Here is a 17595-nt window from a genome sequence, read left to right on the forward strand (position 1 = left end):
CGGTAGAGACCGGTCGACTTGGAACTGAACCCGTGGGCGGCGGCAGCGATCCTGCTGGTCGGTCTCGCCACGTTCTCCCTCGGGTACCGCAGCTCCCGGCTGGCCAACACCACCTCGGACTTCCTGGTCGCGCGTCGGACCGTGCGGTCGCGGCGCAACGCGGCGGCCATCTCAGGTGAGTACCTGTCGGCGGCGTCGTTCCTGGGCATCGCGGGCCTTGTCCTGAAGGACGGCGCGGACGCGCTCTGGTACCCGATCGGCTTCACCGCGGGCTACCTGCTGCTGATGATCTTCGTGGCCGCCCCGCTGCGCCGGTCCGGCGCCTACACGCTGCCCGACTTCTGCGAGGCGCGGCTCGGGTCGACCGGGATGCGCAAGCTCGCGGCCGTGTTCGTGGTGTTCATCGGCGTGCTCTATCTGGTCCCGCAGCTGCAGGGCGCGGGACTGACGATCCGGCAGATCCTGCCCGCCGCGCCGGTGTGGGTCGGGTCGGCGCTGGTCACGGTGCTGGTGTTCGTCAACGTCTTCGGCGGCGGGATGCGCGCGATCACCGTCGTGCAGGCGTTCCAGTACTGGCTGAAGCTGTTCGCCATCGCCGCGCCCACGTTCGTCATGGTGGCGCTGTTCATCGGCAACGGCGGCGCGCGCGGCGACATGACCGGCCTGCACGACGATCTGCCGCCGAGGTTCACCGCCGACGCGGTGATCACCGTGGAGACCGCGGTCGTGCTGTCGGTGTCGGAACCGGTGTCGCTGACCACGCAGGGCCGCGTCGACGGCGGGCCGGGCGGCAGCGTCTACTGGGGCGCCGGGCCGCACACGGTCGACAAGGGCACGGTCCTGTACTTCACCAAGGGGTCGGCGGTCCCGGTGGTGAGCGGGGCGCCGACGGACAACGCGGCCTGGCTGCGGCCGGTGGGCGGCACGGGCGACCTGTTCACCACGTACTCGCTGATCGTGGCGCTCTTCCTGGGCACCATGGGCCTGCCGCACGTGCTGGTCCGCTTCTACACCAACCCGGATGGGCGAGCCGCGCGCCGGACCACGCTGCACGTGCTCGCACTGCTCGGCCTGTTCTATCTGTTCCCGATCATCCTGGGCGCGCTGTCGCGGCTCTACGTGCCGGAGCTGCTGGTCACCGGCAAGACCGACGCGGCGGTGCTGGTGCTGCCGATGAAGGTCGCGCCGGGGGTGCTCGGCGAGATCCTCGGCGCGGTGACGGCGGCGGGCGCGTTCGCCGCGTTCCTGTCGACGTCGTCGGGGCTGATGGTCAGCGTCGCCGGGGTGGTGTCGACCGACCTGTTCAACGGCAAGGTCCGTGACTGGCGGTTCTCCACGGTGCTCGCCGGGCTGGTGCCGTTCGTGGTCGCGGTACTGCTGCGGCCGTCGGACATCTCGCTGAGCGTGGGGCTGTCGTTCGCGCTGGCGGCGTCGACGTTCTGCCCGGTGCTGCTGCTGGGCATCTGGTGGCGCAAGATCACTTGGGTCGGGGCGGCGTCCGGGATGGTGCTCGGTGGCGGGCTGGTGATCACGGCGCTGGTCGTCAACATCGTCAGCGGCTACACCGGCGGGTGGGCGCCGTCGTTCTTCCAGCAGCCCGCGCTCGTCACCGTGCCCGCCGCGTTCCTCGCGGTGCTGATCATGAGCAAGGCCACGCAGAGCCGGATCCCGGCCGACGCCAACCGCATCCGGATGCGCATGCACGCCCCCGACCGGCTCGGCTTCATCCGGGACCGGGACATCGCCCGATTCGGGGCCGCGGAGGACCGGGTCCGTCTCGCCAACGGCCGTCATCGACGTTGAGTCAACGAACCACTCAAATGGGTGGTTAGCAGGTCACCTGACCGGGTAATTGGTTTGGTGAGTCAGCACTCGACACGCACTCCCATGGGAGTGTGTGCCCCGCTACGGAGTCGATCACGTACGGAGAGTCGCCATGACCACCAGCGCAGAGGACACCGACTGGGTCCAGGTGCAGGAGAGCGCCGACTTCGCCGAACTCAAACGCAGGCTCCGGCGGTTCGTCTTCCCCATGACCCTCGCCTTCCTGGGCTGGTACCTGCTGTACGTGGTGCTCGCCGACTACGCGCACGGGTTCATGGCGACCAAGCTGATCGGCAACATCAACGTCGGCCTGGTGTTCGGCCTGCTCCAGTTCGCCTCGACGTTCCTGATCACCTTCCTCTACGTCCGGCACGCCGACCGCGAGCTGGACCCGCTCGCCACGCAGATCCGCGAGCGGCTGGAAGGTGACCGGCGATGAACTCCAACCCGCTGCTCAACCTGTCGATCTTCGGCGCGTTCGTGCTGGTCACCCTGGTCGTGGTGATCCGCGCCAGCCGCAACACCCGCACGGCGTCGGACTACTACGCCGCCGGTCACGCCTTCACCGGCCCGCAGAACGGCATCGCCATCTCCGGCGACTACCTGTCCGCGGCGTCGTTCCTCGGCATCGCGGGCGCCATCGCGCTCTACGGCTACGACGGCTTCCTCTACTCGATCGGCTTCCTCGTCGCCTGGCTCGTCGCGCTGCTGCTGGTCGCCGAGCTGCTGCGCAACACCGGCAAGTACACGATGGGCGACGTCCTGAGCTACCGGATGCGCCAGCGCCCGGTGCGTGCCGCGGCGGCCACGTCGACTTTGGCGGTCAGTTTCTTCTATCTGCTCGCGCAGATGGCGGGCGCGGGCGGGCTCGTGGCGCTGCTGCTGGGCATCACCAGCGCGACCGGGCAGGCGCTGGTCATCGCCGTCGTCGGCGCGCTGATGATCGTGTACGTGCTGATCGGCGGCATGAAGGGCACGACCTGGGTGCAGATCATCAAGGCGGTGCTGCTGATCTCCGGCGCCGCGGTGATGACGTTCTGGGTCCTGGCGAAGTACGGCTTCAACCTGTCCGGCCTGCTCGGCGGCGCGGTCGAGAACAGCCCGAAGTCGGGCGAGAAGGTGCTCAGCCCCGGCCTGCAGTACGGCGCGACCGGAATCAGCAGGCTCGACTTCCTGTCCCTGGCGATCGCGCTGGTGCTCGGCACCGCGGGGCTGCCGCACATCCTGATGCGTTTCTACACGGTGCCGACCGCGCGCGAGGCCCGTCGCTCAGTGGTCTGGGCGATCGTGCTGATCGGCGTGTTCTACCTGTTCACCCTGGTCCTCGGCTACGGCGCCGCCGCGCTCGTCGGCCCGGACACGATCAGCAACGCGCCCGGCAAGGTCAACTCCGCCGCGCCGCTGCTGGCCGAGGCGCTGGGCGGGCCGGTGCTGCTCGGGTTCATCGCCGCGGTCGCCTTCGCCACGATCCTGGCGGTGGTGGCGGGCCTGACGATCACCGCGTCGGCCTCCTTCGCCCACGACATCTACGCCAACATCATCAAACGGGGCGAGGCCGACGACAAGGAGCAGGAGGTGCGCGTCGCCCGGATCACCGCCGTGGTGATCGGCGCGGTGGCGATCGCGGGCGGGATCGTGGCCAACGGGCAGAACATCGCGTTCCTGGTCGCCTTGGCGTTCGCGGTGGCGGCGTCGGCGAACCTGCCGACGATCCTGTACTCGCTGTTCTGGAAGCGGTTCAACACAGCGGGCGCGCTGTGGAGCATCTACGGCGGCCTCGGCGTGTGCGTCACGCTGATCGTCTTCTCGCCCGCCGTGTCGGGGAAGTCGACCTCGATGTTCCCCAACGCCGACTTCGACTGGTTCCCGCTGGCCAACCCTGGCCTGGTGTCGATCCCGGTGTCGTTCTTCCTAGGCTGGCTTGGCACCGTCCTGTCCGGCGAGCGCGACGACGCCAAGTTCGCCCAGATGGAGGTCCGCGCCCTGACCGGTGTCGACGCGGAGAAGGCCACGGCCCACTGACCTGGCTTCACAGGGTCCTACGGGCGGCATGGCAGCATCGAGGGCGTGAACCAGGTGCCGAGTGTGTCCGTGGTCGACCTGCCCGCGGAACTGCCGACTGACGTGACCCTGCTCGACGTGCGCGAACAGGACGAATGGGACGCGGGCCACGCGCCCGACGCCGTGCACATCCCGATGGGGGAGCTGGCCGCCCGGCTCGGCGAGCTGCCCGAGTCCGAGGCGGTGTACGTGATCTGCCGCTCCGGCGGCCGGTCCGCCCGCGTCACCCAGTACCTCAACGCCAACGGCTGGGACGCCACCAACGTCGACGGCGGCATGCAGTCGTGGGCGGCGGGCAGTAGGCCCATGGAGTCGGTCTCCGGCCAGGAGCCCGAGGTCCTCTGATGCAGTACCCGCGGCCGGTGCCGATGGAGTGGGTGGCGACCCCGCCGCCCGGTCCGCCGCCACCCGCGTCGCCGCGGCGGTTCGGCCCGTACACCGGCCCGCCGTCGTACCGCTCGACGCCCCGCTGGGGTTTCCCGGCACTCGCTTGGCGCTGGCCGACGGCGGTGCAGGCCGCCGAACCGGAGGCGTCGGCGACCGAGCAGGTGCGCTCGCGGGGCAGGCTCGCCATCGGGGCGCTGGTCGCGGTCGCGGTGTTCTCCGGGCTGACCGCCGCCGCCGAGGTCTGGCGCTACGCACTGCTGGTCAAGGCCCGGACGAGCGCGCTCCCACGCGACACGGTCGCGCTCTCTGACAGCTTCGTGATCACGGGCGCGGCCGTGTCGATCGCGTTCGGGGTGGCGGCGGTGGCGCTGCTGCTGTGGTGGCTGGTCCCGGCCCGGCGCGCGGCCCAGGACGGCGCAGGCTACGCCTCCGCCCGACCGCTGTGGCAGGTGGCGGCGAGCTTCCTCGTCCCCGGCCTGAACCTCATCGTGCCTGGTGCCGCGATGGCCGAACTGGAACACGCGGCGCTGCGCAAGCCTGGTGACGAACGGCCGTCGCCCAGCGGTCTGGTCCGGTCGTGGTGGATCGCCCTCGCCGTCGGCGGCGGGTTCTTCGCGGTGAGCGTGCTGTGGCGGTTCCGCGACAGCGTGCAGGCCAAGGCCGACGGTGTCCTGCTGAGCGCGGCGACTGACGTCGTGGCCGCCGTCGTGGCGGTGTTCACGGTGCTGGTCGTGCTGCGGATCTCGGCACTGCTCGCCCCGGTCGACCCGGAGTCGGTCCGGCTCCTGCGCGTCGTCCGCGTGGAGGGTGCGCCCGCGCCGGAGCTGCGGACCTATCGTCCGCCGGGTACCCAGCGCTGAGATCATCTCCCGTAACGCTGCCTGCCGCGCTGGGTATATCTTTCAGTAGCCAGACGTTGACAGACCGCAGGGGGAGAACCGGTGGGCGAAGCACGGCTGCGCGTAGAGGGCGTCCACGCCGACGAAATGATCCTCGACGGTCTCACCTCCGCGTTGCACGACGATCTGCGAGCGCTCAGCACGGTCGTGGTCAGGCGGGCCGACTCCGGCCCGGCGCCTGCGAACAGCAAGTCCGGCCCGGCCACGTCGATCTCGGACCTGCTGGTCACCGGCCTCGGACCGGCCGTGGTGCTGGGGGTGTACCGCACGATCGTCGCCTATCTGAACCGCGCCAAGGCCCGGTCGGTGACCTGGATCCAGGACGGCCGCGAGGTCACCCTCACGGCGCTGTCCGACAGCGCGCAACAGAAGGTCATCGAGCAGCTGGCCGCGCAGGAACCACGCGAGAAGCCTCAGGACTAGAGCACTCATGGGAGAACGCCACGCGCTGCTGGTCGCGACCGCGCGGTACGCCGATCCGCGTCTTCGGACTTTGCGCGCGCCGGTCGACGAGACCCAGGTGCTTTCCCAACTGTTGCAAGACAAGAGGATCGGCGAGTTCGACTCCGCGCCGGTGCTGATCGACAACCGCAAGTCGGTGATCGAGTACGAGATCGAGAAGCTGTTCAGCGACCGGCAACCCGACGACCTCGTGCTGCTCTACCTGTCGGGTCACGGGATGGTCGTGCACGGCCAGAACGCCAAGCGCCTGTTCTTCGCCGCGTACGACACCGACATGGCCAAGCCGTTCGCGACCGCGATCTCCGCTTCCTTGGTGCACCAGATGCTCGACCAGTGCCAGGCCGGGAACAAGGTCATCATTCTCGACTGCTGCAACAGCGGCCTGTTCTCCAGCGCGTCGCGGACGAAGTCCGTCGAGTCCGTGAAGGTGGACGCGGACTTCGGCAAGGGGACGTTCGTGATGACGGCGGGCCGCGAGCTGGACTTGGCCTTCGAGGACGAGAAGCTGGTGTTCGACCGCCAGCAGCCCTACTCGCTGTTCACCGACGCCCTGATCACCGGGATCAAGACCGGCGCGGCGGCCAGAGTGGGAGCCGACCACATCACCGCGGACGATCTCTACGAGTTCGCCTTGCGGGAGGTGCGCAAGCGCAACACCGCGGACCGCGTCCAGGTTCCCGAGCGGTTGAACCACGCCCACGGCACGGTTCGGATCGCCAATGTGTGGTCTCGGAAGATGGTCGTCGACGAGTCGGCCGAGTCGCCCAAGCTGGCCGAACTGCTGCCTGAACCCGCGGCGGCGCCCGCCCAGGAACTCGTCGTGCCGATCGGCAAGCTGCACACGTCGACCGGTGCCGCCGACGACGTGGTCAGGCTCAAGCTGGCAGGCCACGACGGCCACCTCGGGATCATCGGCAAGATCTTCTCCGGCAAGTCCACCTTGCTCCGCACGCTCATCGCGGGCATCCAGGCGGGCCAGTCGGCCGATGACGTGCACTTCTACTTCCTCGACTCGGGTGGCGCGTTCAACGACTTGCGGCGGTCGCCGCACGTCCGCGCGGTGGTCGGGCCGTCCGACCACCAAGACGTGCTCGACGTCCTGACCCGCGTCGGCGAGATCGTCACGGACCGCGAGAAGCTGTTCCGCAGAGCCAACATCGGCAGCGTCGACACCTTCCGGGTGCTGCGCAGGCGCGGCACGCTGGAGCCCGGTGACCATGGCGAGGTCTTCCTCGTCATCGACGGCTGGGACCAGTTCGAGGAGGAACTGCCGCAGATCGTGCACACCGTCCGGCGCATCGCGAGCGCGGGCCTGAGCAAAGGTGTGCACGTGCTGGTCGCGGCGCGGCACTGGGCGGAGATCCCGACCGAGATCTCCCGCCTGCTGCGGACCCGCATCGAGCTGGCCCTCGACGATCCCGCCGAGTCGAAGTTCGGACCCCATCTGTCTGCGGCGCTCCCCAACCGCGCGGGGTGGGGCCTGATCGACGGCAAGCCGTTCCTCGCCGCGGTGGCCGAGGTCGCCGACGTGGAGGAGGACGCCGACCAGGCCGAAGAGGTGCTGGTGTCCAGTGCGCTGGCCGACGAGGAGGCGCCGACGGCGCCGGTGCGGCCGCCGACGGTCCACCCGTTCGACACCAACCCGCGGCTCTTGTCCCTGGCAGGGCTTCCTGACGACCCGATGGCCTTCGACATCCAGCGGGCGTGGCGCCCGCGCCCGGTGCGCGAGCGCTACCGCGTGCCGTTCGGCATCGATGAGTCCGGCAGGCCGTTGACGCTGGATCTCAAAGAGTCGGCGCTGGAGGGAATGGGGCCGCACGGACTGTGCATCGGCGCGGTCGGGTCCGGGAAGTCCGAGCTGCTGCGCACCATCGTGCTCGGCCTGGCCATGACGCATTCCTCGACCGCGCTCAACTTCGTCCTGGTCGACTTCAAGGGCGGCGCGACGTTCCTCGGCATGGACGCGCTGCCGCACGTCGCCGCGACGATCACCAACCTGCAGAGCGACCTGAGCCTGGTCGACCGCATGAAGGACGCTTTGGCCGGGGAGGTCAACCGGCGCCAGGAGGTGCTGCGGAGGAGCGGCAACTTCACGAACGTGTGGGAGTACGAGAAGGCCCGCGAGAACGGCGCCGACCTCGACCCACTGCCCGCGCTGTTCATCGTGGTCGACGAGTTCTCCGAGCTGCTGTCGGCCAAGCCCGACTTCATCGACGAGTTCGTGGCGATCGGCCGGGTGGGCCGGTCGCTGCAGATGCACCTGCTGCTGGCCTCGCAGCGGCTCGAAGAGGGGAAGCTGCGCGGCCTGGACTCCTACATGTCGTACCGGATCGGCATGCGAACGTTCTCGGCCGCCGAGTCGCGTGCCGCGATCGGGGTGCCGGACGCCTACGAGCTGCCGTCGATCCCGGGGTTCGGCTATCTCAGGTCCGACGCGAACGCGATAGTGCGGTTCAAGGCCGCGTACGTCTCCGGGCCCGCGCGGGCGCAGGCGGAAGACGAGCCGTGGGAGCAGCGGCCGAGCACGCTGGACGTCGTGGTCGAGCGGATCGTGGGCCAGGGTCCGCCCGCGCACGAGCTGTGGCTGCCCCCACTCGGCGAGTCGAACCCGCTCGACGCGCTGCTGCCGCCGCTGCGGAGCACCGAGGACCGCGGTCTGTCCCCGGCCGGATCATTCAACGGCAGGCTGCAGGTGCCGCTCGGCATCATCGACAAGCCGTTCGAGCAGCGTCGCGACCTGCTGTGGGCCGACTTCTCCGGTGCGGCGGGCCACGGGGCCGTGGTCGGCGGCCCGCAGTCGGGCAAGTCGATGGCCCTGCGCACGCTGATCCTGTCGATGGCGCTGGCGAACACCCCCGAGGAAGTGCAGTTCTACTGCCTCGACTTCGGTGGCGGCACGCTCGGCACGATCGAGGGCCTGCCGCATGTCGGCGGGGTGGCCACCCGGGGTCATCCGGACAAGGCCCGGCGGGTCGTCGACGAGCTGACGACGCTGCTCGCCCAACGCGAGCGGCGGTTCCGCGAGGTACAGATCGATTCCATGCCCGACTTCCGCGACCGTAAGCGGCGCGGGGAAATCAAGGAGGACCCGTTCGGCGACGTCTTCCTGATCGTCGACGGCTGGCTGACCTTCCGCCAGGAGTTCGAGACGCTGGAGGCGCAGGTCGTCAACCTGGCCGCGCGGGGCCTGTCCTACGGCATCCACGTGATCGTGGCGGCCACTCGGTGGGCGGAGATCCGGCCCTCGCTGCGGGACTTGCTCGGCACCCGGTTCGAGCTGCGCCTCGGCGACCCGAGCGAGTCCGATGTGGACCGGCGGGCGGCGCTCAACGTGCCCCGGGGCCGCCCCGGCCGTGGTCTGACCGCCGACAAGCAGCACTTCCTTATCGGCCTGCCCCGCATCGACGGCTCGACCGACCCGAACGTGGCCGACGGGCTGCGCTCGGCGATCGCGCGGATCGACGAGCTATGGCACGGCCGCAAGGCACCCAAGGTCCGGCTCCTGCCGGAGTTGGTCAGCTACGCGGAGCTGCCGCGGCGCGTCGACACCAAGCTCGTCCCGATCGGGGTCGACGAGAACGAACTGGCCCCGGTCTACCTCGACTTCGACGCCGAGCCGCACTTCATGGCCTTCGCCGAGGGCGAGTCGGGCAAGACCAACCTGATCCGCGCCATCGCGCGCGGCATCACGGATCGCTACACCCCCCAAGAAGCGCTCATCATCCTCGTCGACTACCGGCGGACGATGCTGGGCTTCATCGACGACGACCACCAACTCGCCTACGCGGTGTCCTCGAAGCAACTCGACGACATGATCAAGGACGTTCGCGGCTCGATGGCCAAGCGGCTGCCCGGCCCGGACGTCACCGAGAAACAGCTCAGGGATCGCTCCTGGTGGAAGGGCCCGGAACTCTTCATCCTGGTCGATGACTACGACCTCGTGGCCCAGCCGGGTGCCGACAACCCGCTGCGGCCGCTGGCGGAGTTCCTGCCGCAAGCCAAGGACGTCGGGCTGCACTTGATCATCGCCCGACGTTCCGGGGGTGCCTCGCGCGCGATCTTCGACCCGGTGGTCGGCAGGCTGCGCGAGATCGGGGCACCCGGCATCGTGATGAGCGGCACTCGGGACGAGGGTGTTCTCCTGGGCAGAGTCAGGGCGACCGCGCTGCCGCCAGGCAGAGGCACCCTGGTCAGCCGCAAGACGGGCGAGAAGCTGGTTCAGATCGCCTGGCTGCCGCCCGACCAGGACGCCTAGCCGACCGGCAGTGCCCGCAGGCCGCGGATGACGAACTCCGGGCGACGCGGCGCCACGCCCGCGAGCCGCAAGTTCGGGAGTCTCCTGGTCAGGGCGCTGAGTGTCGCGGCGACCTCGACGCGGGCCAGTGGGGCGCCGACGCAGTAGTGGATGCCCGCGCCGAAACCCAGGTGCGGGTTCGGGGTGCGGGCGATGTCGAAGCGGTCGGGGTCGGTGAACACGAGTGGGTCCCGCGCCGCCGCGCCGAGCAGGGCGGCGATCTTCTGGCCCGGTTCGACGGTGTGGCCCGCGATCTCGACCCGTTCGGTGGCGGTGCGCTCGAACAGTTGCAGCGGGGCGTCGAACCGGATCAGCTCCTCGACCGTGGACGGCAGCAGGCCCGGGTCGGCCAGGAGACGGTCCCACTGGTCGCGGTGGGTCAGCAGGGCCAGGACGCCGTTGCCGATCACGTTGACCGTCGCCTCGTGGCCCGCCATGAGCAGCAGGACGGCGGTGGCGACCAGTTCGTCCTCGCTGAGCCGGTCGCCGCCGTCGCGGACGGCGGCGAGGTCGCCGACGAGGCTGTCCGGGCGGGGATCGGCCGCGAGCGCCCGCACGTAGTCGGCGAACTCCTGGGCAGCCGTCTCCGCCGCGCGCTTGCGGTCGGCGGGGAGGCCGTACTCGTACATCTTCACGATCGCGTTGGACCACGGCGCCAGCAGCGCGCGATCCGCCGTCGGGACGCCCAGGAGTTCGCCGATGACCTCGACCGGCAGCGGCGCCGCCACCGTCGCCAGCAGGTCGGCCGAGCCGGTGTCGGCGATCTCCGCGGCCAGGTCGGCGACCATCCGGTCGGCGAGCCGCTCGACCCACGGCCGCAGCCGGTCGGTGTGGCCGCGCGCGAACGCGGCGGCGATCAGCCTGCGCAGCCGGGTGTGGGTCGGGGGTTCGTTCTCCAGCAACGAGTTCCGGTGCAGGAGGTTGAACGCGGCGAAGTCCCCGAGCGGCACCGCGTCCGTCCACAAGCGACCGAGTCCCCGGTGGCGCAGGACCGCCGAGCACGCCGCGTGCGACACCGCGACCGCCAGGCCCAGCCCCTCGTGCCAGTGCACCTCGCCCTCGGCGCGCAGCGCGGCGAACGCCGGGTAGGGGTCGGCGACGAAGGCGGGGTCGCTCGGGTCGAACGTCACCGGGCAACGGTGGCATGATCCGGCCTGTGCAGCTAGTCGCCCACCGAGGCGCGTCGACGCTTCGGGCAGAACACACCAGAGCGGCCTACGAGCTCGCCCTCGCCCAGGGCGCCGACGCGCTGGAATGCGACGTGCGTCTGACCCGTGACGGGCAGCTCGTGTGCGTGCACGACAGCACGGTCGACCGGACCAGCGACGGCACCGGCCGGGTCGGCGAGCTGACGCTGGCCCAACTGTCCGAATTGGACTTCGGCGGCGAACGCGGCGTGCTGACGATGCGCGAGCTGCTCGGCATGGCCGTCGACCACGGCGCCGGGCTGTTCATCGAGACCAAGCATCCCGTGCGCACCGGCGGCAAGGTCGAGATCGCGCTGGTCGAGCTGCTGGCCGAGTACGGCCTGACCAAGCCGCCGACCAAGGCCGAGTCGCAGATCGTGGTCATGTCGTTCTCGGCGCTGGCCGTGCGCCGGGTGCGCGCGCTGGCGCCCGGGCTGCCCACGGTGTTCCTGCTCGACCGCCTCCTGCCGTTCCTGCGCGGCGGCGTGCTGCCGTCGTGGGCCGACTACACCGGGCCGGGCCTGTCGGTGCTGCGGGCCGACCCGGACTACGTCGCGCGGGCGGCTGACCGGGGCCACGACACGTACTGCTGGACCGTCGACGCGCCCGCCGACATCCGCTTCTGCGCCGACCTCGGGGTGCGCTGGCTGGCCACCAACGACCCGGCGGCCACCCGCACCGTCCTCGACGCGGGCTGATTGGGTAGCGTCCAGCGCATCAATTGTCCGGCAGGCGAGGAGATTTCGACGATGTCCAAGCGATCAGCGGTGAAGCCGCCAAAGGTCAAGGTTGAGGACTCGTCGGGCATCAACCCGCGCCAGCCCTGCCCGTGCGGCTCCGGCAAGCGCTACAAGGCGTGCCACGGCCTGGCCGGTGGCGTGGTCGACGTGCCCGTCTCGCGTCCGTTCGAGGGCATCGCGGGGGAGACCGAGCTGATCGCCCTGCGCGAGTTCGTCCCCTCCGGCACCGCGAAGCTCAACCTGAGCGTCGAGGGCCGCGACGTCGTGCTGGCCACCGTGCTGCCGATGGCCGCCGCCGCGCTGGTCCGCGCCGACGACGTGGCCTTCGTCGGGCTGCAGGTGCAGACCCGCTCGAACGACATCAGCCGCGACCTGGCCCGCGCCCTGCGCTGGGTCCTCGACGCCGCGCCCGGTGACGTGCTGCCGGTCGTCGGCCCGGAGACCGAGGCTGTGGACAAGCGTGAGCGCCTGCAGGACCTGCTCGACGCGTCCGCGCCGATCGAGCCCGAGGTGCACTCGGACTTCACGTGGTGGATGCCGGAGGGCACCGAGCCGTCCGGCGAGGTCGCGCTGTCGCTGGAGCGCGCCAACAGCGCGATCCTGCCCACCGAGCGCATCGGCCCGTCGGCCTACTGGGTCGACGCGGGCGAGAAGGCCCACCTGCGGTGGGTCCGGCCGGAGCCGGAGGAGGAGCTGCTGGCGGCGCTGGCGCGGCTGTCGGCCCGCGGTGAGCTGGCGCTGGGCGAGGGCTCGCGGTTCGCCGGGTCGTTCCGGGCGCACGGGCTGCTGGTGCCGGTGTGGGACCTGGACCGGGAGCTGCACGCGCGGGAGTGGACGTCGGGGGCCGAGGAGCTGGGTGCCCGGTTGTCGGCCGCGCTGGAGTCGCTGGAGTCGGAGCCGTTGACGATCGCCGAGCGGCGGTCGCGGGACGGGCTGCTCGGTCGGCAGATCACGATCCGGTGATCCTGCACATCATCGCTCGGTCGGACTGGCCCGCGGCTGAGGTGACCGCGCCGAGTTTGGTGTCGGAGGGGTTCGTGCACTGTTCCGATCCTGGGACAGTGCGCCTTCCGGCTAATCGGCTCTATCGGGGTCGGACGGATCTGCTGCTGTTGGAGATCGACCCTGCGCTGGTCGGTGTGCCGGTTCGGTGGGAACCTGCGGTGCCTGCGATCGCCGATGGGCCGTGGTTTCCGCACGTCTATGGGCCGATCCCGGCATCCGCGGTGGTCGGCGTGCACGAGTTCCCGCCGGGCGCCGATGGCCTGTTCGAACTGCCGGAGTCGCTCGCGAACCGCTGACCGTCGTCAAAAGTGACACACGTCACTCGCCTTCCGAGGCAACCTTCCCCTGACATGGCGCGTGGACCTGGTGAAAGGCAGCCGACAGCACCGCAACGGGAGGGGAGGGCGTGATGGCTACGATTTCCCCCGAGTTGTTGGGCCGCCCCGTCTGGTTCTGGCGGGGTGTCGGCTGGGGGGAAGGTGCGGTGGTCGTGGATGACTTCGCCGAGTTCGTGAGTGTGTCCATGCCGGGGTTGCTCCGGTACGGCCACGCCCTGACCGGCAATCCGCATGACGGCGCGGATCTGGTGCAAGGGGTGTTGGAGAAGATCGGGTCGCGGTGGAACTCCGTCGTCCACAAGACCGGTGATCCGCTCGCCTACACGCGCAGGGCGATGGCGAACGCGCACATCAGTCGGTGGCGGCGGACGCGGCGGGAGAACCTGGTCGCCGAGATCCCGGACACCGTGGTCACCCGGGAGCGCTATTCCTTTGAGGACGAGCCGCTGTGGCACGCGTTGCGGGAGCTTCCGCCGCGCCAGCGGGCGGTGATCGTCCTGCGGTATTACGAAGGTCTGTCGGAAACCGAGATCGCCCACACCCTCGGCGTCAGCGCGGGGACGGTCAAGAGCCAGGCCAGCAAGGCGATGGCCACGCTGCGGACGAAGCTCGCCGCGACAGTCGAAGGCAGGTACGAGTCGTGAATATCGATGACGAGCTTCAGCGGTTGTTCGCCGATGATCGGCTGGACGTGCCCGTGCGGTCTGGGGCGACCGAGGCGGTCGTCGCCGGGGCGCGGCGGGTTCGGCGGCGGCGGGTCGCGATGAGTGCGGCCGGTGGGGCGGCGGCGCTGAGTGTGCTGGCCGGGTCGGCGTTCATCCTGGCGGGCGGTCAGCCGGAGTCGCAGTCGGTTCCCGGGGATGGCGTGTCCATCGCGGCGACGACTACCTCTGCGGTCACCACGTCGGAGGCGCCCACGTCGACGCAGGTGCCGACCTCGGCGAGCAGTGGGACCCGGACCGGGACGGTCACCAAGAAGACCACCCCGTCGACGACCAAGCCGTTCCAGCCGGAGAACGAGTACGACGGCACCATGCCCTTCGGGCCCATGGAGTACCTCGACCTGCGGCTGGGGATGACCGCGGCCGAGGCGGAGGCGACCGGGCTGATCACGCCCAACGCGCAGCCGACGAGTTCCAAGGGCTGCAAGGGCTACGACTACAAGGGCGCGCCCAAGGAGGCGGCGCACTACTCGGTGCTGATCTCGCCGAAGTACGGCCTGGTGCGCATGGCGAACGGTGTCACGCGGCCGGTCACGCCGGAGAACATCATTCTGGGCTCGTCCGAGGCCGACCTGAAAAAGGCATATCCGACATCGGTCGACTCGCACGGAGCGGTCGGCGAGTGGATCGTGGCCGTGCCGGGGGCGCCGGGCAACCAGTACTGGTTCATCGTGCGCGACGGCAAGGTCGCCGAGATGCGCCTCGAACTGGCGACCCAGGACTGCTACGAGTAATTACCACGTATACGAAATGCCTTCGCATCTCTTGATGCACACATGCGCACATATGTAATGTGACGGCTCCCCCGGCAACGCCGAGTGAGACGGACCGACGTGACCAGGACGCTCGCCCCTGCAGCGAGAGCACCGGCCAGAACCCTGGTCGGCCGGTCCGACCTGCTCGCGATCCTGGAATCCTGCCTCGCCGCCGGGGACAGCGTCCTGCTCGACGGCCCGCGCGGGATCGGCAAGTCCGCGCTGCTCGACGCGCTCGGCGCCGCCGCCCGCGTCCGGGGTGAGCTGGTCCTGCGCGCGTCCGGGGCCGAAGGGGAGCGCTGGCTGGGCTATCAGGGCCTGGCCGATCTGCTGGCCCCGGTCCCCGAGGAGTACTTCGCCGCGATCACCGGCAGGCAGCGTCTCGCACTTCAATCAGTGCTGCGCGGCCGCCGCGCGGGGGACGACCGGGCCAAGTCCGCGCGCAGGCTCGGCTGGCTCTCCCTGCTGGTCCGCTGCGCCGAGGACACCCCGGTGCTGGTGCTGATCGATGACGCGCACTGGCTCGACCCGGCGACCGTCGACGTCCTCGCCTACGCCGCCCGCAGGCTCGACGGGCTGCCGGTGCGGTTCGTGCTCACCGGCCGCGGGTCGGAGCGCGCGCTGGTCCCGGCGCCGGTCACCGAGGCGACCATTCCGCCGCTGACCTCCGAGGACATCGCCGACCTGCTCGACACGCACGGCATGTCCGCGCGGGTCGCCACCAAGATCCACGCCGACTCCGCAGGCAACCCGCACCTCGCGCTCGCGCTGGCGGGCGGCCCCGGCCGGGCGCAGGCCCTGGTCCAGACGCGGCTGGCCGAGGTGTCCGACCAGGTCATGGAGACCCTGCTCGTGTGCGCGCTGGCCACCCGGCCGACGCTGCGCCTGCTGCTGCGGGCAGGTCGCGCCGAGGCAGACGCCGATCTCGCCGCCGCGGTCGACGCGGGCCTGGTCGCCACGGACGGCGAGAACATCCGCTTCACCCCGCCGGACGCCGCGCTCGTCGTGGCCCACAGCGTCACCGCCGTCCGCCGGGCCGCCGTGCACCTCGCGCTGGCCGACGTGGTGACCTTCGCCGCTGAGGCCGACCGCCACCGCGCGCTCGCCGCGACCGGACCCGACGCCGCGTCGGCCAACGCGCTGGCGACGGCCGCCGAGAACGCGCTGCGCCGCGGCGCCCGCGACCTGGCCGCCGAGCTGTACGTCCTCGCCGCCGACCGGACCCCGCCGGAGCTGGAGGGCAGCCGGGTTCGCTGGCTGGTCGAGGCGGCCGAACTCGGCGCGATCGCCAGCCTGCCCGAGTTGGTCGAGCCCGCCGTGGCGGCCGTGCTGGCCGCCGAATCCGAGCCGGCGCAACGGGTTCGCGCGCGGCTGTCGCTGCTGCGGCTGTCCGGCCAGGCGCTGGCCACAATGGAGGAGACGCTGGCGCTCGCGCACGCCGACGCGGGCGGCGACCCGGCGCTGCTCGCGACAACCCACCTGTGGCGGGCCTGGGCCGCGGTCAGCGCGGGCACCACGACTGTCGCGGTGGACGAGGCCACGCTGTCCCACCGGCACGCCAGGTCGGCCCGTGACCAGGTCACCGAGTCGATGGCGCTGGCCGTGCACGCGCTCGCCGCGCGGTCGCTCGGCCTGTCCGATGCCCACGGCCTGCTCGACGCGGCGCTGGCGCTGGGCGTCCCCGCGGCGGATGGCCTGTGGCACATGGGCGCGCGGTTCACCTCCGCCCGCTACGCCACCTTCGACGACCGGCTGGACGAGGCGCGCGCCGAGCTGCTCGCGCTCTTGGCGGTGGTCGACCGCGGCGGGCCGGAGGAACTGCTCGCCGTGTGCCGTGCACTGTCCGAAGTGGACGCCAGGGTGGGCAGGTGCCGGGAGGCGCTGGACTACGCCGACCGCGCGGTCCGCGTCGCCGCCGAGTTCGGTCTCAGCCCCGGCCCGGCGTGGTCGGCGCGCGCGACGGCCGAACTGGCGGGCGGCACGCTCGCGGCCGCCCGGTCCTGCGCGGAGCGGGGCGTGCGCGCCTGCGTGGAGGAGAACGACCTGCTCTACCAGCGCAGGCACCTGCACCTGTTGGCGCAGGCCAAACTGCGCGACGGCGACGCTCACGGCGGTGTCGAGGCGCTGCGCCAGGTCAAGCACCTGGAGTCGGCGCACGGCATCCAAGACCCGACGGCGCAGCGGTGGCACGGCGACCTGATCACCGGCCTGGTCACGCTCGGCGAGATCGCCGAGGCGGCCGACCTCGTCGACGAGCTGCGGTCCGCACCGGGCAGCGGCGCGGGCTTCACCGGGACGCTGGACCGGGCGGAGGCGTCGCTGCGCGCGGCCACCGGCGACCCGGAGCGGGCGATGTCGCTGGTGCGATCGGCGCGGGAGGTGTTCCACGCGATCGGCCAGCCGATCGAGGAAGGCCATTGTCTGCTGGTCGAGGCGAAGGTGGAGCGCAGGCGCAGGCACTACACCGCCGCGCGGGCCGCCGCGGAGGCCGCCGCCGAGCTGTTCGCCGCCATCGGCGCGAACCCGTGGCTGGCCGAGGCGCAGGCGCTGATGGTGCGGCTCGGCGACGTCGGCGACACCGGGGGCACGCTCACCGCCTCGGAGGCGCGCATCGCGGCGATGGTCGGCGAGGGCGCGTCGAACCAGGAGATCGCCGACCGGCTCTACCTGAGCCGCAAGACCATCGAGGCCGCGCTGACCAGGATCTATCGCAAACTAGGAATCCGGTCCCGAACCCAGTTGATCAGGCACATCCACGCCGACTGACCGATAACTGTGAACCGCGCAAGGGATCTCCCCGCATCGCGGCGACCTCACCCGGACCTAACTTCTGCGGTTGGCAGGCCGCACTGACGTGAGGGCGTCGTTCTGGGCGGCCCGCCGAACCCTGCACACCTGATCACCCGGAAGACCCCGGGTGA

General features: G+C 70.9%; 14 protein-coding genes. 13 read left to right on the forward strand and 1 reads right to left on the reverse strand.

Annotated elements, in window-relative coordinates; translation table 11 throughout:
- Positions 1 to 18 precede the first annotated feature (18 nt).
- The 7 genes from ACSHT8_RS23560 (at position 19) to eccCb (ending at position 9888) form a co-directional block, all read left to right on the forward strand.
- Positions 19 to 1803: a cation acetate symporter gene (locus ACSHT8_RS23560; protein WP_436493073.1), complete on the forward strand. Its 1785-nt coding sequence runs from the start codon at positions 19 to 21 to the stop codon at positions 1801 to 1803.
- Between the two features lie 133 nt (positions 1804 to 1936).
- Positions 1937 to 2263: a DUF485 domain-containing protein gene (locus tag ACSHT8_RS23565; RefSeq protein ID WP_436493074.1), complete on the forward strand. Its 327-nt coding sequence runs from the start codon at positions 1937 to 1939 to the stop codon at positions 2261 to 2263.
- Positions 2260 to 3846, forward strand: coding sequence for a solute symporter family protein (locus tag ACSHT8_RS23570; RefSeq protein WP_436493075.1), 1587 nt, complete (start codon positions 2260 to 2262; stop codon positions 3844 to 3846). Before ACSHT8_RS23565 ends, ACSHT8_RS23570 begins: the two co-directional genes overlap by 4 nt.
- Before the next feature lie 45 nt (positions 3847 to 3891).
- On the forward strand, positions 3892 to 4230 hold the full coding sequence (locus ACSHT8_RS23575; protein WP_436493076.1) for a rhodanese-like domain-containing protein: 339 nt from the start codon (positions 3892 to 3894) through the stop codon (positions 4228 to 4230).
- Positions 4230 to 5132 (forward strand): DUF4328 domain-containing protein, encoded by a 903-nt coding sequence (locus ACSHT8_RS23580; protein WP_436493077.1) that lies wholly within the window; start codon positions 4230 to 4232, stop codon positions 5130 to 5132. Before ACSHT8_RS23575 ends, ACSHT8_RS23580 begins: the two co-directional genes overlap by 1 nt.
- 81 nt (positions 5133 to 5213) lie before the next feature.
- Entirely contained in the window at positions 5214 to 5594 is a 381-nt protein-coding gene (locus ACSHT8_RS23585) for an effector-associated constant component EACC1 (protein WP_436493078.1), read from the forward strand.
- A 7-nt stretch (positions 5595 to 5601) separates the two neighbouring features.
- Positions 5602 to 9888, forward strand: a complete 4287-nt coding sequence (gene eccCb, locus ACSHT8_RS23590) for a type VII secretion protein EccCb (protein ID WP_436493079.1) — start codon at positions 5602 to 5604, stop codon at positions 9886 to 9888.
- On the opposite strand, the gene ACSHT8_RS23595 is transcribed toward eccCb, so the two are convergent.
- Complete coding sequence (locus ACSHT8_RS23595) at positions 9885 to 11057, reverse strand: cytochrome P450 (protein ID WP_436493080.1); 1173 nt, start codon at positions 11055 to 11057, stop codon at positions 9885 to 9887. The two genes, eccCb and ACSHT8_RS23595, sit on opposite strands and share 4 nt — an antisense overlap.
- A 14-nt stretch (positions 11058 to 11071) precedes the next feature.
- Here ACSHT8_RS23595 and ACSHT8_RS23600 point away from each other — a divergent pair, with 14 nt between their 5' ends.
- The 6 genes from ACSHT8_RS23600 (at position 11072) to ACSHT8_RS23625 (ending at position 17440) form a co-directional block, all read left to right on the forward strand.
- Positions 11072 to 11812, forward strand: coding sequence for a glycerophosphodiester phosphodiesterase (locus ACSHT8_RS23600; protein WP_436493081.1), 741 nt, complete (start codon positions 11072 to 11074; stop codon positions 11810 to 11812).
- A gap of 51 nt (positions 11813 to 11863) precedes the next feature.
- Entirely contained in the window at positions 11864 to 12817 is a 954-nt protein-coding gene (locus ACSHT8_RS23605) for a DUF5926 family protein (protein ID WP_436493082.1), read from the forward strand.
- On the forward strand, positions 12814 to 13155 hold the full coding sequence (locus ACSHT8_RS23610; RefSeq protein ID WP_436493083.1) for a DUF952 domain-containing protein: 342 nt from the start codon (positions 12814 to 12816) through the stop codon (positions 13153 to 13155). Before ACSHT8_RS23605 ends, ACSHT8_RS23610 begins: the two co-directional genes overlap by 4 nt.
- A 227-nt stretch (positions 13156 to 13382) precedes the next feature.
- Positions 13383 to 13841, forward strand: a complete 459-nt coding sequence (locus ACSHT8_RS23615; RefSeq protein WP_436502155.1) for a SigE family RNA polymerase sigma factor — start codon at positions 13383 to 13385, stop codon at positions 13839 to 13841.
- A complete protein-coding gene (locus ACSHT8_RS23620) occupies positions 13838 to 14653 on the forward strand; it encodes a hypothetical protein (RefSeq protein WP_436493084.1) in 816 nt (271 codons plus the stop codon). The genes ACSHT8_RS23615 and ACSHT8_RS23620 overlap by 4 nt, the downstream gene beginning before the upstream one ends.
- A 99-nt stretch (positions 14654 to 14752) precedes the next feature.
- Positions 14753 to 17440, forward strand: a complete 2688-nt coding sequence (locus ACSHT8_RS23625) for an AAA family ATPase (RefSeq protein WP_436493085.1) — start codon at positions 14753 to 14755, stop codon at positions 17438 to 17440.
- Positions 17441 to 17595: the final 155 nt, after the last annotated feature.

The sequence above is a fragment of the Actinokineospora sp. HUAS TT18 genome (genome assembly GCF_051364635.1).
Taxonomy (GTDB): domain Bacteria; phylum Actinomycetota; class Actinomycetes; order Mycobacteriales; family Pseudonocardiaceae; genus Actinokineospora.